The following is a 14177-nucleotide window of genomic DNA, read 5'->3' on the forward strand; positions in this document are numbered from 1 at the left end:
TCGATGGACCCTGCCGTATTCGAAGAGTGGATGATGACCGGCCTGGTCAGCATCCTGATCATTTTCATGGGCTTCATCGTCTGGGATCTGGCGAAGAAATCCAAGGCCGGCAAGTTCGGCACCTTCATTCTGTTCTTCGTGCTAGGTCTGGGGATCTTCGCGTTCATCATCAAAAGCGTGGTCATCGCTTACATCGAAAACCATTCATAACCGCGCCGGCACTTCCTTCCACCGGCCCTGATCGAGCCCTTCGATCGTCCAGTCGCCGATTCTGATCCGCACCAGCCGCAGCGTCGGCAAGCCGACTGCGGCGGTCATGCGCCGCACCTGACGATTACGTCCTTCGCGAATCACCAACTCCAGCCAACTTGTGGGCACGCTTTTGCGAAAGCGCACCGGCGGGTTGCGTGGCCATAGCTCCGGTTCTTCAAGTTGCCGCGCTTCGGCGGGCAAGGTCATGCCATCGTTCAGTTCGACGCCATCGCGCAAGCACTGCAACTGCTCGGCGCTCGGCTCACCTTCCACTTGCACCCAATAGGTCTTGGCCAGTTTGTGTTTCGGGTCGGCGATTCGCGCTTGCAACTGGCCATCGTTGGTCAGCAGCAACAAGCCTTCGCTGTCACGGTCCAGCCGCCCGGCCGGGTAGATCCCCGGAATTTCGATGTAGTCCTTGAGCGTCGCCCGCCCTTCGCCGTCGCTGAATTGCGTCAGCACATCGAATGGTTTATTGAACAGAATCAGTTTCGGCTCGGCCGGTGGCGCTTTGGCGACACGGCGCGGGGCTGAAGGGGTTGGCGCAGGTTTCGCGCCAGGGCGGCGGGAAACGGGACGAGGAGGACGAGACATGGCAACGAGAACATCTAACGGTCAGGGCTGACAATGCTAGTGCCCTGACCGCTAAATAACCATCGATTAACGGAACGGCGGCTCGTCGAAGCTGCGCAGTTTGCGCGAGTGCAACGAGTTGAGTTCGGTGCGCAACAAATCCACCGCCTCGATACCGATCTTCAAGTGCTGGCTGACCGCTCGCTCATAGAACGCATTGGCCGAACCCGGCAACTTGATTTCGCTGTGCAACGGTTTGTCCGAGACACAGAGCAACGTGCCATACGGCACCCGCAAGCGATAACCCTGGGCGGCGATGGTGCCGCTTTCCATGTCCACCGCCACGGCGCGGGACAGGTTGATCAACGGCCGCTCCTGGGCCCAGCGCAGCTCCCAGTTACGGTCGTCGTAGGTCAACACGGTGCCGGTGCGCAGGCGTTTTTTCAGTTCGTCGCCCTTCTCGCCGGTGATGTTGGCTGCCGCTTGTTGCAACGCCATCTGCACTTCGGCCAGGGCCGGGATCGGAATGTTTGGCGGCACGACCCGGTCGAGAATCCCGTCGCGACGCATATAAGCGTGGGCCAACACGTAGTCGCCAATGGTCTGGGACTGACGCAAGCCGCCGCAGTGACCAATCATCAGCCAGCAATGCGGACGCAGCACCGCCAGGTGATCGGTGATGTTCTTGGCGTTGGACGGGCCGACGCCGATGTTCACCAACGTCACGCCGTGGCCATCGCTGGCGATCAGGTGATAGGCCGGCATCTGGTAGCGGTGCCAGACCACACCGGCAGCAATTGCCGAGGCTTCGCCGTGGTCCATGCTCTTTTCGATGATCACGTTGCCCGGCAGGACCATGCGTACAAAACGCGGGTCGCTGCGCAACTGCTCCAGGCCATGGACGATGAACTGGTCGACATAGCGGTGGTAGTTGGTCAGCAGAATCCACGGCTGCACATGCCGCCAGTCGCTGCCGGTGTAATGCACCAACCGGCGCAGGGAAAAATCTACCCGCGCCGCATCGAACAGCGCCAGCGGCAGCGGATCGGTGTTTTCCCAATCGTACAAGCCATCGGCGATGCCGTCGGTGGCGGCGGACAGGTCGGTACTCGGGAACACTCGCGCCAGCACGGCGGCAGTGACGCCGGAACCGGCCAGCTCATCGCCCTGCTCGACCACGTAGGGATACGGAATGTTTTGCTGGCTGACGCCAACTTCCACCGTAACGGTGAAGTCGTGCATCAACGGCACCAGTTGTTCCAGCAGATATTTACGGAACGCCGCCGGGTGGGTGACGGTGACACTGTAGGTCCCCGGCAACTGGACCTTGGCGTAGGCGCGGGTGGTTTGTGGGACTTCGCCCTGGCAGAGGTAGGTCAGACGCAACTCGGGATAACGAAACATCGCACGCTGTTCGGCGTCCGGTTCGACACGATCCTTGAGGTAACGCTTGAGCGCCTGGCTCAACGCAGAAGTAGCCCGCTCATGCAGGGCGGCGAGCCGGTCGACGGCTTGTTCGGCGGTTTGAACGACAATAAACGCTTCGGTCACGATCAGCTTCCTGTGTTCTGACTTGCAGACCTTCATCTTGCCTGCATCATCGCTTCACGGGAACAGTGGCGTGTTGACACACAATTTCCTTGATCACCGCAGCCCCCTTGCTAGCGAATGCGGATGCGCATTCAACATTTAAGTTGGCTGACACTCCGCTTTCGCGAGCAAACCCGCGCCCACAGGGGTAGGTGTTGTTTATAGGAGCGGCGTCGAGCGCGCGACGATCGCCTCCACATCCAGCCCTCGGGGCAATGCGCCATATACCCGCCCGGCCGAACCGAGACGGCTGGCGATGAACGCATCACTGACCGCCGCATTCCCCGCTTCCAATAGCAACTTGGCCTGCAAGCCCAGAGCGATGTCTTCGGTCAATTGACGGGCACGGTATTGAATGTCGCCGGTGTCCTTGAACGCTGCCTGCAATTGGCTGATGTGCGCGGCTAAACGCTTGTCGCCGTGACCATCGCCCAATTCGCTGAACAGCACGTCCAGCACACCCGGCTCTTTCGACAAGGCCCGCAGCACGTCGAGGCATTGCACGTTGCCGGAACCTTCCCACGTAGAGTTCACCGGCGCCTCGCGGTACAAGCGCGGCAGGATGCTTTCCTCGACATACCCGGCACCGCCCATGCATTCAGCGGCTTCGTTGATCATTCCCGGCGCACGTTTGCAGATCCAGTACTTGCCCACCGCCGTCACCAATCGGGCGAACTTCGCTTCATGGCTGTCCTCCAGATGATCCAGGGCCTTGCCCATGCGCAGGCTGAGCGCCAGGGCGGCTTCGCTTTCCAGGGCCAGGTCGGCCAATACGTTTTGCATCAACGGTTGTTCGCTGAGTAACTTGCCGCCGACCGAGCGGTGGGCGCAGTGATGGCTGGCCTGGGTCAAAGCCTGGCGCATCAGCGCGCTGGAACCGACCATGCAATCGAAACGGGTCATGGCGACCATTTCGATGATCGTCGGCACACCCCGGCCTTCTTCGCCGACCATCCACGCCAGCGCGCCACGGAATTCAACTTCGCTGGAAGCGTTGGAGCAATTGCCGAGTTTGTTTTTCAGGCGCTGGATGTAGAACTGATTGCGCGTGTCGTCCGGGCGATGGCGCGGCAACAGGAAACAGGTCAGGCCCTTGTCGGTCTGGGCCAGGGTCAGGAAGGCGTCGCACATCGGTGCCGAACAGAACCACTTGTGCCCCACCAGTTCATAGGCCTGGCCCGGACCGCTGGCACCGACCGGATAAGCTTTGGTGGTGTTGGCCCGCACGTCGGTGCCACCCTGTTTTTCGGTCATGGCCATGCCGAGGGTGACGCCGGCCTTGTGGGCCATGCCGACATTGCGCGGGTCGTATTCAGTGGCGAGGATTTTCGGTAGCCATTGCTTGGCCAGGTCCGGTTGCAGGCGCATCGCCGGGACGCTGGCGAAGGTCATGGTCAATGGGCAACCGCTGCCGGCCTCGGCCTGACTGTGCAGGTAACTCATGGCGGCGCGAGCGACGTGGGCGCCGGATTGCGGATCGGTCCAGGGCAATGAGGTCAAGCCGTGCTCGATCGCCGTGCGCATCAGTTCGTGATAGGCCGGGTGAAATTCAACCAGATCGATGCGATGGCCATAACGGTCGTGGCTGACAAATACGGGTTTGTTCTGATTGGCCAGGAACCCGGCGGCCATCAGCGGTCCGCCGGCCAACGCACCGTAGGCGTCGATCCGCGACTCGGCCCACCCAGCCCCAAACCGCCGCGACCACTCCTGCAATGGCAGGTCGATGCGATAGAGGTTGGTGCCGTCCAGCGACGGTGGCTGGTTGGTGACTTCGTGGGTTTCGGCGAACTGATGCAGGTTCATGACGGGGCTCCTTTGGTCAGCCAGGCGTTCAGTTAAGCACTGGCTCCTGGCCGAACAAAGTGTCATATCTGCCTAACTGTCGGCGCTTTCGCCTTGTTTCGGACAGAGTACCCGGCGGTAGAGCGCCGCCTGCAAATCCTCGAATTTCACCGGTTTGCTCAGGTAATCGATCAGCGCGCCGGTCGGGCAATGTTCGCGATCAACGTTCAGGGCGACCATGAACACCGGCAACTCGGCGCAACCCGGCAAGGCGCGGATCTGGCAGCACAGTGATGCACCTTCGTGAGCCGGCAACTGACAATCGAGCACGACGACATCGAAGGTTTCACGCTGCAAATGATCAAGGGCCGTCGCGCCGCTGTCGGCGGAGCGCACCCGGAACCCGAGCTTGAGCAACATGCCGCGCATTACCAATTGATTGATGCTGTTGTCATCCACCAGCAGCACCGTGCAGTCCTGCGGCAAGCGCAAACGCGGGAAGTCCCGGGTCATCATGGGGACTGGCGTGCGCTCGACCACGGGCAACTCGACTTCGACGTCCAACTGGAAACGACTGCCGCGTCCCGGTTCAGAGCGGTGGGTCAGGCGCCCGCCGAGCAATTCGACCAGTTGCCGACAGATCGCCAGGCCGACACCGAGGCCGCCGTATTCACGGGTCATGGAGCCGTCGAGCTGGAAGAAGCGCTGATACAGGGTAGCCTCGCCCAGATCGGTGAAGCCGATGCCGGTGTCGATCACGGCAAAGGTCAGGGCCAACCGACCACTCTCCAGCGTCTTGCCCGTGACCCGCAGCGCAACACCGCCGACCCGAGTGAACTTGATGGCGTTGTCCAGCAGGCACTCCAGGCATTGCGCCATTTTCGCGCTGTCGCCGAGCAGCCGATCCGGCAACCCCGGCGTGACCTCGACCTTGAAGTCCAGGGATTTGCCCGACGCATTGCCCTCGAACTGGGCGCGCAAGCTTTCAACGATGCCGCGCAGGCTGAACGTGTCCGGGTACGCCTTGAGCTTGCCGGCCTGCAGTTCGGTCAGGGTGAGAATGCCGTTGACCATGCGCATCATGTCCCGCGCCGAACCGGCGGCGGTTTGCTGGTATTGCTCCAGCTCCGGGTCCATCTCGACGGTTTGCATGAGCTCCAGCGAACCGATCACCCCGTTCATCGGCGTGCGCAATTCGTGGGTCAGGGTCGCGAGGAACTCGTCCTTGAGCTTGTTACTGCGGGCCAGTTGCTGGTTGAGCACTTCAAGCTTCTGGCCGGCATCGACCAGGGTTTGCGCCTGCTGCTCGCGCATGGCGTTGATGCGGTCGGCCAGCGCCAGGGACAGCAGCGCCACTTCGATAGCCGAACCGATCTGGCTGGCGTACATGGTCAGGAACACGTTCGGCAGGTAGCCCAGCACCATCAGCGTATTGACGATGCCGCCGAGCAAAAACGCCGACCAGGCAATGATGAAATAACGCGCTACACGCAAGCCGCGCACCCAGGCGAAAATCCCGGCAGCAAAAATCACCACGGTAAAGATCAGCGCCAGGGCCGTCGCCAATCGCAGGGCCAGGGCGTAACTGGTCATCAGTGACAAACCGACCACCAGTGCCCCAAACACAATCAACCCCAACAGCAAGCGGTCGAGCCAACGGCTGTGCTGGGCGGTTTGCAGGAAGCTGCGGGCGAACTGGCTGCCGAACAATCCGGCGCAGCCGATGAAGAATGGCGTCGCGACGTTGGCCCACCAAGGGTTGTTCGGCCAGAAATACTCCACGGCCGCGCCGTTCACCGACAACTGATAGAGGCCGAACGAGGCGATATAGAAGATGTAATAGAGGTAGCTGGTGTCGCGCACGCTCAGGAAGATGAACAGGTTGTAGACCACCATCCCCAGCAATACACCGTAGATCAGACCCAGGATATACAGGCGCACCGGCTGTTCTTCGAGGTAAGCGGTGCTTGACCACAAAGTGACCGGCGCCTGGATCGAGCCTTCGCTTTGCAGGCGCAGGTAGACGGTTTGCGTCTGGTCGGGCTTGAAGTCCAGATTGAACAGGTAGTTGTTCTGGCGGATCTCGCGACTGGCAAACGGCAAGGCGTCACCGGTGCGGCGGATCAACTGATAGTGGCCAGCGGCATCCGGCAGATACAGATCCAGGTGATCGAGGGGCGGATAGGCCAGTTCCAGCAGCCAGGTGCGTTGTGCGTCCGGGTTGGTCGGGCGGTATTGCAGGTCGATTTTCAGCCAGAACACCGAACGCGAGTAACCGGCGTTGAGCGTGGCTTTATCGTGGGTTTTGAAATTTCCGGCTGCGGCTTGGGCACGGACATCGGCGATGGTCGCCTGACCGGCCGCGTCTTCGTATACCTGCATGGCTCGACCCAGGGGCAGGCTCTGGGTGTGTTCGTCAAATTCAACGGCGCTCGCCAAGAGGGGCAAGCACAACAGCAACATAAGCAAATAGCGCATTTAAGCCCCAGCGTGGCCTGTCCGGTTGTGTCAGGAAGCCCCCCCTTTCCTTTTGAGTAGACGTAAAACCGGTATTACCTGTTATTGGTTTGGATCCACTCTAGCATAGCCGCTGGTGGCCATTGAACACCATTGAAATTTTTCCTACAGAGGCTCTAGAACGGGCGTTTCAGCGCTATGCATTGAGATAGAGCTGTTTGCCCGGTCAGATTAAAAAAAAAGATCGCGGCCTTCGCCTGCGCCTGCAGTATCGAGGCCTGCTCACCGCTCCTGTAGGCGCTGGCGAAGCCTGCGATCTTTTGATCTTCCTGCGATCGAAAAAAACAGCTTTGGTGGTAAGCTCGCGCACCATGAATATCTACAGCTCTCGCCCCGTTGTCCTCTGTCTCTCCGGCCACGACCCAAGTGGTGGCGCCGGCTTGCAGGCAGATATCGAAGCCCTGCTCGCTCAGGGTTGTCATGCGGCCCCGGCCGTCACTGCGCTGACCGTGCAAGACACGGTCAATGTCACTGACTTCCGCGTGCTCGACCGTGAGTGGGTGTTGGCCCAGGCCAATGCCGTGCTCAACGACTCCGAAGTCGCCGCCGTGAAACTGGGCATGCTCGGTTCCCTGGAAATGGTCGACACCGTGGTCGAACTGCTCTCGGCGCACCCGCACTTGCCGGTGGTTTGCGACCCGGTGCTGCGCGCCGGCGGCGGCGGACGCCTGGGCAAGGACGAAGTCGGCTACGCCATGCGCGAACGCCTGCTGCCCCTGTCGATCATCGCCACCCCTAACCTTCCCGAAGCCCGCATCCTCGCCGAACTGCCCGAAGGCACCGCCGACGAATGCGCTGAAAAACTCCTGCCCTTCGTCAAACACCTGCTGATCACCGGCGGCCATGGCGATGAACACGAAATCCACAATCGCCTGTACAGCCGCGACGGTCGCCGCGAAACCTTTACCTGCCAGCGTTTGCCCGGCAGTTATCACGGTTCCGGCTGCACCCTGGCCAGCGCGCTCGCCGGTCGTCTGGCCTTGGGCGAAAACCTCGCCAGTGCCGTGCAGACCGCGCTTAACTACACGTGGCGCACCCTGCGTGATGCCGAGCAGCTAGGCAAAGGCCAGTTCGTGCCACGCCGCCTGCCGCTGGATTTCTGTTCGTAACTTTTGATGCGTAAAGCGCAGAGGCTTGTCCGATGAAACTACGTGGCCTGTACGCCATCACCGATAGCCAGTTACTGGCCGGTAGATTTCTCGAGTACGTGGAGGCGGCGCTGGAAGGCGGCGTCACCCTGCTGCAATACCGCGACAAGAGCAGCGACGAGGCCCGCCGTTTGCGTGAGGCCCAAGCCCTGCGCGATTTGTGCGACCGCTACAAGACGCAACTGATCATCAACGATGACGCCGAGCTGGCCGCGCGCCTGAACGTCGGCGTGCACCTGGGCCAGACCGACGGCCCGCTGACCCCGGCCCGCGCCCTGCTCGGCCGCCAGGCCATCATCGGTTCGACCTGCCACGCGCAACTCGAACTCGCCGAACAAGCGGCCAAAGAAGGCGCCAGTTATGTCGCGTTCGGTCGTTTCTTCAACTCCAACACCAAACCCGGCGCGCCGACCTGCAGCCTCGACTTGCTCGACCAGGCCCGCAGCAAATTGCACCTGCCAATCTGTGCGATTGGCGGCATCACCCTGGACAACGCCGCGCCGCTGGTGGCCCACGGGGTCGATCTGCTGGCCGTTGTGCATGGCCTGTTCGGCGCCGATAGCGCGGCTGAAGTGACCCGCCGCGCCCGTGCCTTTAACGAATTGTTCAAATCCTGATTTTTGAGAGCCCGATCATGTCTCGTTCCGAAACCCTGTTTGCCAATGCCCAGAAACACATTCCCGGTGGCGTGAATTCCCCGGTTCGCGCGTTCAAGAGCGTGGGCGGCACGCCGTTGTTCTTCAAACACGCCGAAGGCGCCTACGTCACCGACGAAGACGACAAGCGTTATGTGGATTACGTCGGTTCCTGGGGCCCGATGATCCTCGGCCACAGCCACCCGGACGTGCTGGACGCGGTGCGTAAGCAGTTGGAACACGGCTTGTCCTACGGCGCCCCGACCGCGATGGAAACCGAGATGGCCGACCTGGTCTGCTCGATCGTGCCGTCGATGGAAATGGTGCGCATGGTCAGTTCCGGCACCGAAGCGACCATGAGTGCGATTCGCCTGGCCCGTGGTTTCACCGGCCGCGACGCGATCATCAAGTTCGAAGGCTGCTACCACGGTCACTCCGACAGCCTGCTGGTAAAAGCGGGCTCGGGCCTGCTGACCCAAGGCGTACCAAGCTCGGCCGGTGTGCCGGCAGACTTCGCCAAACACACCCTGACCCTGCCGTTCAACGACATCGACGCCGTGGAAGTCATGCTGTCCGAAGTCGGCCAGACCGTGGCGTGCATCATCGTCGAGCCGGTGGCCGGCAACATGAACTGCGTGCCACCGGCGCCGGGTTTCCTCGAAGGCCTGCGGACCCTGTGCGACAAGCACGGCGTAGTGCTGATTTTCGACGAAGTGATGACCGGTTTCCGCGTCGCACTCGGCGGCGCCCAGGCGCACTTTGGCGTGACGCCGGACCTGAGCACCTTCGGCAAGATCATCGGTGGCGGCATGCCAGTAGGCTGCTTCGGCGGCAAACGCGAAATCATGTCGCACATCGCGCCACTCGGCCCGGTGTACCAGGCAGGTACTTTGTCCGGTAACCCGCTGGCCATGGCCGCTGGCCTGGCGACTTTGCGCCTGATCAGCCGTCCGGGCTTCCACGCCGAGCTGAGCGACTACACCAGCCGCCTGCTCGACGGCCTGCAACAGCGCGCCGATGCCGCCGGCATTCCGTTCGTGACCACTCAGGCGGGCGGGATGTTCGGCCTGTACTTCAGTGGCGCCGACGACATCGTGACCTTCGATGACGTGATGTCCAGCGACGCCAATCTGTTCAAGCGCTTCTTCCACCTGATGCTGGAAGGCGGCGTGTACCTGGCGCCGAGTGCTTTCGAAGCCGGTTTCACCTCGATCGCCCACGGCGAAACCGAATTGAAACTGACGCTGGACGCCGCCGAGCGCGCCTTCGCCGCACTGAAATAACGCTGTGCCGCTGACGTTGGCGATTGCCAGCGTCAGCTTTTACCTACATTCCTGCGTCTTTTCCTACCCTTGTGCCAATAATCTCCAGCAAAGTGGGCGATATATTCCCCGCGCAGCAGAAAAACGAGTAAAGACTTTGTAAGGTTGGCCCTGCTTATTTCATAATGCGCGCTTATTGGATCCCTCGATGGGTCCGCGCGCCCTTCAGAGGTAAGTCGATTCCCATGAACCGCACCGGCCGCACCCTTGCATTGGGCTGCCTGTTGCTCCTTCAGCCCCTGCTCGCGCTCGCACAAGCAGGCGGCAACTCGTTGTTGATCCCAGCGATGGGTCGCTGCACCCTCAATACTCAGCCGCAAGATCTGACGCAAGCGCTTGCCGCCTGCCAGAAAGCGTCTGATGACGGGGATGCTCAAGCGCAATACGAGTTGGGTGAGTTCTACTACAACGGCAAAAATACGCCGCGCGATCTCAATAAGGCCCTGGCCTTCTTCGAAAAAGCCTCCCTGCAAGGCCACGCCCAAGCGCAATTCAAACTCGGCACCATGTTCTTCCACGGCGAAGGCGTACCGGCCAATAACGTTCAGGCGTATATCGTGTTGAAAATGGCTGCGGTCAACGGCGCAGAAGATGCGCTGGATACGGCGGATGAAGTCGCCGAGAAGATGCCGCGCGAAGACCTGGAAGTCGCGACCCAGGTGCTGGGGCAAATCTTCCGTAAATATCTGATGGAATTGCAGAGCGCCGATGGGCGTACGCCGTTTTCGCCTCTTCCTTAGATTTGCATCGTTCCTGCTGACGCTTTGCGGGCAAGCCTCGCTCCTACAGGTTTGATGCACGCCGTGAAAACGACGCATGCCTGTAGGAGCGAGGCTTGCCCGCGAAGGGAGCGACTCGGTCTTACTTCTCAGGCATCGGCATCGGAAACGGCATCACATTGCCGACCGCGCCACGGGCTTCGCTGATTTTCGGCGTGCCCAGGCGCTCGACTTCATCGATGCGCACGATCGAATGCATCGGCACAAAGCTGCGGACCACGCCTTCGAACTGAGCCTTGAGTTTCTCTTCGCTCGGATCGACGACCACTTGCGTGCGCTCGCCAAAGACGAACTCTTCCACTTCCAGGAAGCCCCACAGATCACTTTGATAGATCTGCTTGGCATACATTTCGTACACCTGGCCCTGATTGAGGAAAATCACCTTATAGATTGGGGCTTCACGTTTGGTCATGGTCGGCGGGCAACACATCGGGGGATAAAAATGAGGGCGCGAACTATAGCATAGCCGCCGGACGCACAGCGGTAGGAACCTTGGGACATGTTCCCTATAATGCGCGGTTCTTTGAATCACGTGATGACTGTATCCATGGCCAAGAAGCTTTACATCGAAACCCACGGTTGCCAGATGAACGAGTACGACAGCTCGCGCATGGTCGATCTGCTGGGTGAACATCAGGCCCTGGAAGTTACCGCTCGCGCTGAAGACGCCGACGTGATCCTGCTCAACACCTGCTCGATCCGCGAACGCGCCCAGGACCGGGTCTATTCCCAGCTCGGCCGCTGGCGCGAATTGAAACTGGCCAACCCGGACATGGTGATCGCCGTCGGCGGTTGCGTGGCCAGCCAGGAAGGCGCCGCCATCCGTGACCGCGCACCGTACGTGGACGTGGTGTTCGGCCCGCAGACCCTGCACCGCCTGCCGGAAATGATCGACGCCGCCCGCGCCACCAAGCTGCCGCAAGTGGACGTCTCGTTCCCGGAAATCGAAAAATTCGACCACCTGCCCGAGCCACGTATCGATGGCCCGAGCTCCTATGTGTCGGTGATGGAAGGTTGCAGCAAGTACTGCACGTTCTGCGTGGTGCCTTACACCCGTGGTGAGGAAGTCAGCCGGCCGTTCGATGACGTGCTCGCCGAGATCATTCACCTGGCCGAGAACGGCGTGCGTGAAGTGACCTTGCTGGGGCAGAACGTCAACGGTTATCGCGGCACCACCCACGATGGTCGCCTGGCGGATCTGGCCGAGCTGATCCGCGTGGTCGCCGCCGTCGATGGCATCGACCGGATTCGCTACACCACCTCGCATCCGCTGGAGTTCTCCGACAGCCTGATCCAGGCTCATGCCGACGTGCCGGAACTGGTCAAACACCTGCACTTGCCGGTGCAATCGGGTTCGGACCGCATTCTCTCGGCGATGAAGCGCAACCACACCGCCCTGGAATACAAATCCAAACTGCGCAAGCTGCGGGCCGCCGTGCCGGGGATCTGCATCAGTTCGGACTTCATCGTTGGCTTCCCGGGCGAGACCGAGAAAGACTTCGAACAGACCATGAAACTGATCGAAGACGTCGGCTTCGACTTCTCCTACTCGTTCGTTTATAGCCAGCGCCCGGGCACTCCGGCCGCCGACCTGGCCGACGACACGCCGGAAGAACTGAAAAAAGAACGCCTCAACGCCCTGCAACATCGCCTGAACCAACAGGGTTTCGAGATCAGCCGACAAATGGTCGGCTCGACCCAGCGCATTTTGGTCACCGATTATTCGAAAAAGGACCCCGGCGAGCTGCAAGGCCGGACCGAGAATAACCGTATCGTCAACTTCCGCTGCGACAATCCAACCCTGATCGGCCAGTTCGCCGACGTGCACATCGACGCGGCACAGCCGCACTCGTTGCGTGGCTCGCTGATCCAATAACACCGCAAAACCTGTAGGAGCGAAGCTTGCTCGCGAAGGCGGCATGACAGACAACTCATCTGTTTAATGTCAGTCAGCCTTCGCGGGCAAGCCTCGCTCCTACAAGGGCGGTGTCAGACGTTGGTTATTTAAGAGCTTTCGCACCCAGCCCACTGGCGTTATCCTTGATTTCATCTTAATTGCCCCAGGGCGGCTAAATACGACCTTGAACGCACCCATCGAACCACATCGTTTTATTCTCGAGCCCTTTGAGGCCCGCCGCTTCGCCAATCTGTGCGGGCAATTCGACGAGCATTTGCGCTTGATCGAACAGCGCCTGACCATCGAGATCCGCAATCGCGGAAACCAGTTCGAACTGATCGGCGAACCCAAGCACACCACCTCCGCGGAAAACCTGATCCGCCGCCTGTACCGGGAAACCAAAGGTTCAGAGCTGTCGCCGGATACGGTTCACCTGTTCCTGCAGGAATCCGCCGTCGAGGAAATGGACAACGTCTCCCCCAACGAGCCCTCCGTCGCCCTGCGCACCAAGAAAGGCATGATTCGCCCTCGCGGCTTGAATCAGTTGCGCTACGTGAAGGAAATCCTCGGTAACGACATCAATTTCGGCATCGGCCCGGCCGGTACCGGCAAGACCTATCTGGCCGTTGCCTGCGCGGTAGACGCGCTGGAACGGGAACAGATTCGCCGCATCCTGCTGGTGCGTCCGGCGGTTGAAGCGGGCGAAAAGCTCGGTTTCCTGCCCGGCGACCTGTCGCAGAAGATCGACCCGTACCTGCGCCCGCTGTACGACGCGCTCTACGAAATGCTCGGCTTCGAACACGTGGCCAAGCTGATCGAGCGCCAGGTGATCGAAGTTGCGCCGCTGGCCTACATGCGCGGTCGCACGCTCAATAACAGCTTCATCATCCTCGACGAAAGCCAGAACACCACCGTCGAGCAGATGAAAATGTTCCTGACCCGAATCGGCTTTGGCTCCACCGCTGTCATCACCGGTGACATTACCCAGGTCGACCTGCCAAAAGGCACCAAGTCCGGGCTGCACCATGTGATCGAAGTGCTTAAAGACGTGCCGGGCATCAGTTTCACCCACTTCAAGCCCAAGGACGTTGTGCGCCATCCGCTGGTGCAACGCATCGTCGAAGCCTACGAGCGCTTCGAAAATCGCGTCGCCGAAGAAGCGCCAAAGGATAAACGCCACGATGCTTGAGCTTGATCTGCAACTGGCCACCGAAGCGCCTGCTCCCAGCGAAGCCGAGTTCCGCCAATGGTGCGAACTGGCCCTGCGCCAGCGCACTGCCGATTCCGAAATGACCATTCGTTTGGTCGATGAAGAAGAAGCCCGCGAGCTGAACTTCACTTGGCGCCAGAAAGACTACGCCACCAACGTTTTATCGTTCCCGGCCGATGTTCCCGACGAGTTTCTCGACATTCCCCTGCTGGGCGATCTGGTGATCTGCGTGGCGGTAGTCGAGCGCGAAGCTGCGGAACAAGGCAAGGAACTAAAGGCCCACTGGGCGCATCTGGTCATTCACGGCTGCTTGCATCTGCTTGGTTACGACCATATAGATGACGACGAAGCCGAGGAAATGGAAGCACTGGAACGAACGTTGCTTGCCGAGTTGGGTTATCCCGACCCTTACGCGGACGACGAAACCGAAACATCCCCTATCGTTACAACAAAGGATTCAGAGTAATCG

General features: G+C 60.5%; 13 protein-coding genes. 8 read left to right on the top strand and 5 right to left on the bottom strand.

Going from position 1 to position 14177, the window contains the following annotated elements; genetic code table 11:
* Positions 1 to 3 precede the first annotated feature (3 nt).
* The gene (locus V5E99_RS10960) at positions 4 to 210 is read left to right on the top strand and encodes a DUF2788 domain-containing protein (protein WP_499802480.1); all 207 of its coding nucleotides are present in this window, start codon (positions 4 to 6) and stop codon (positions 208 to 210) included.
* On the opposite strand, the gene V5E99_RS10965 is transcribed toward V5E99_RS10960, so the two are convergent.
* From V5E99_RS10965 to V5E99_RS10980, 4 genes are all read right to left on the bottom strand, one after another.
* The gene (locus V5E99_RS10965; RefSeq protein ID WP_499802481.1) at positions 205 to 846 is read right to left on the bottom strand and encodes a pseudouridine synthase; all 642 of its coding nucleotides are present in this window, start codon (positions 844 to 846) and stop codon (positions 205 to 207) included. The genes V5E99_RS10960 and V5E99_RS10965 overlap by 6 nt on opposite strands.
* 66 nt (positions 847 to 912) lie before the next feature.
* Positions 913 to 2376, bottom strand: a complete 1464-nt coding sequence (gene amn / locus V5E99_RS10970; RefSeq protein ID WP_499802482.1) for an AMP nucleosidase — start codon at positions 2374 to 2376, stop codon at positions 913 to 915.
* 198 nt (positions 2377 to 2574) lie between these two features.
* Positions 2575 to 4221: an acyl-CoA dehydrogenase family protein gene (locus V5E99_RS10975; protein ID WP_499802483.1), complete on the bottom strand. Its 1647-nt coding sequence runs from the start codon at positions 4219 to 4221 to the stop codon at positions 2575 to 2577.
* Positions 4222 to 4293: 72 nt separating this feature from the next.
* Positions 4294 to 6678, bottom strand: a complete 2385-nt coding sequence (locus V5E99_RS10980; RefSeq protein ID WP_499802484.1) for a 7TM diverse intracellular signaling domain-containing protein — start codon at positions 6676 to 6678, stop codon at positions 4294 to 4296.
* A gap of 350 nt (positions 6679 to 7028) precedes the next feature.
* On the opposite strand from V5E99_RS10980, the gene V5E99_RS10985 reads away from it, so the two are divergent.
* The 4 genes from V5E99_RS10985 (at position 7029) to V5E99_RS11000 (ending at position 10562) form a co-directional block, all read left to right on the top strand.
* A complete protein-coding gene (locus tag V5E99_RS10985; RefSeq protein WP_415771602.1) occupies positions 7029 to 7826 on the top strand; it encodes a hydroxymethylpyrimidine/phosphomethylpyrimidine kinase in 798 nt (265 codons plus the stop codon).
* A 32-nt stretch (positions 7827 to 7858) separates the two neighbouring features.
* On the top strand, positions 7859 to 8482 hold the full coding sequence (thiE, locus tag V5E99_RS10990; protein WP_499802485.1) for a thiamine phosphate synthase: 624 nt from the start codon (positions 7859 to 7861) through the stop codon (positions 8480 to 8482).
* Between the two features lie 17 nt (positions 8483 to 8499).
* Positions 8500 to 9783, top strand: a complete 1284-nt coding sequence (gene hemL, locus V5E99_RS10995) for a glutamate-1-semialdehyde 2,1-aminomutase (protein ID WP_499802486.1) — start codon at positions 8500 to 8502, stop codon at positions 9781 to 9783.
* 224 nt (positions 9784 to 10007) lie between these two features.
* Entirely contained in the window at positions 10008 to 10562 is a 555-nt protein-coding gene (locus tag V5E99_RS11000) for a tetratricopeptide repeat protein (RefSeq protein WP_499802487.1), read from the top strand.
* Between the two features lie 121 nt (positions 10563 to 10683).
* Here the strand turns inward: V5E99_RS11000 and V5E99_RS11005 are convergent, their stop codons facing one another.
* The gene (locus V5E99_RS11005; protein WP_007894425.1) at positions 10684 to 11013 is read right to left on the bottom strand and encodes a DUF1820 family protein; all 330 of its coding nucleotides are present in this window, start codon (positions 11011 to 11013) and stop codon (positions 10684 to 10686) included.
* Positions 11014 to 11148: 135 nt separating this feature from the next.
* Here V5E99_RS11005 and miaB point away from each other — a divergent pair, with 135 nt between their 5' ends.
* The 3 genes from miaB (at position 11149) to ybeY (ending at position 14174) form a co-directional block, all read left to right on the top strand.
* Positions 11149 to 12477 carry a tRNA (N6-isopentenyl adenosine(37)-C2)-methylthiotransferase MiaB gene (gene miaB / locus V5E99_RS11010; protein WP_499802488.1) on the top strand — a complete coding sequence of 443 codons (1329 nt, stop codon included), beginning with the start codon at positions 11149 to 11151 and terminating at the stop codon, positions 12475 to 12477.
* Between the two features lie 205 nt (positions 12478 to 12682).
* Complete coding sequence (locus tag V5E99_RS11015) at positions 12683 to 13687, top strand: PhoH family protein (protein ID WP_499802489.1); 1005 nt, start codon at positions 12683 to 12685, stop codon at positions 13685 to 13687.
* Positions 13680 to 14174: an rRNA maturation RNase YbeY gene (ybeY, locus tag V5E99_RS11020; protein ID WP_201198143.1), complete on the top strand. Its 495-nt coding sequence runs from the start codon at positions 13680 to 13682 to the stop codon at positions 14172 to 14174. Before V5E99_RS11015 ends, ybeY begins: the two co-directional genes overlap by 8 nt.
* Positions 14175 to 14177: the final 3 nt, after the last annotated feature.

This window comes from Janthinobacterium sp. LPB2021202312-11-4, assembly GCF_037049705.1.
Taxonomy (GTDB): domain Bacteria; phylum Pseudomonadota; class Gammaproteobacteria; order Pseudomonadales; family Pseudomonadaceae; genus Aquipseudomonas.

What these genes read in the sequence shown, in the direction of transcription:
- ybeY (WP_201198143.1), top strand. Translation starts at nt 13,680, where the DNA reads ATGCTTGAGCTTGATCTGCAACTGGCCACCGAAGCGCCTGCTCCCAGC.
- miaB (WP_499802488.1), top strand. Translation starts at nt 11,149, where the DNA reads ATGGCCAAGAAGCTTTACATCGAAACCCACGGTTGCCAGATGAACGAG.
- V5E99_RS10965 (WP_499802481.1), bottom strand. Translation starts at nt 846, where the DNA reads ATGTCTCGTCCTCCTCGTCCCGTTTCCCGCCGCCCTGGCGCGAAACCT.
- V5E99_RS10960 (WP_499802480.1), top strand. Translation starts at nt 4, where the DNA reads ATGGACCCTGCCGTATTCGAAGAGTGGATGATGACCGGCCTGGTCAGC.
- V5E99_RS10980 (WP_499802484.1), bottom strand. Translation starts at nt 6,678, where the DNA reads ATGCGCTATTTGCTTATGTTGCTGTTGTGCTTGCCCCTCTTGGCGAGC.
- V5E99_RS11005 (WP_007894425.1), bottom strand. Translation starts at nt 11,013, where the DNA reads ATGACCAAACGTGAAGCCCCAATCTATAAGGTGATTTTCCTCAATCAG.
- V5E99_RS10985 (WP_415771602.1), top strand. Translation starts at nt 7,029, where the DNA reads ATGAATATCTACAGCTCTCGCCCCGTTGTCCTCTGTCTCTCCGGCCAC.
- thiE (WP_499802485.1), top strand. Translation starts at nt 7,859, where the DNA reads ATGAAACTACGTGGCCTGTACGCCATCACCGATAGCCAGTTACTGGCC.
- hemL (WP_499802486.1), top strand. Translation starts at nt 8,500, where the DNA reads ATGTCTCGTTCCGAAACCCTGTTTGCCAATGCCCAGAAACACATTCCC.
- V5E99_RS10975 (WP_499802483.1), bottom strand. Translation starts at nt 4,221, where the DNA reads ATGAACCTGCATCAGTTCGCCGAAACCCACGAAGTCACCAACCAGCCA.
- V5E99_RS11000 (WP_499802487.1), top strand. Translation starts at nt 10,008, where the DNA reads ATGAACCGCACCGGCCGCACCCTTGCATTGGGCTGCCTGTTGCTCCTT.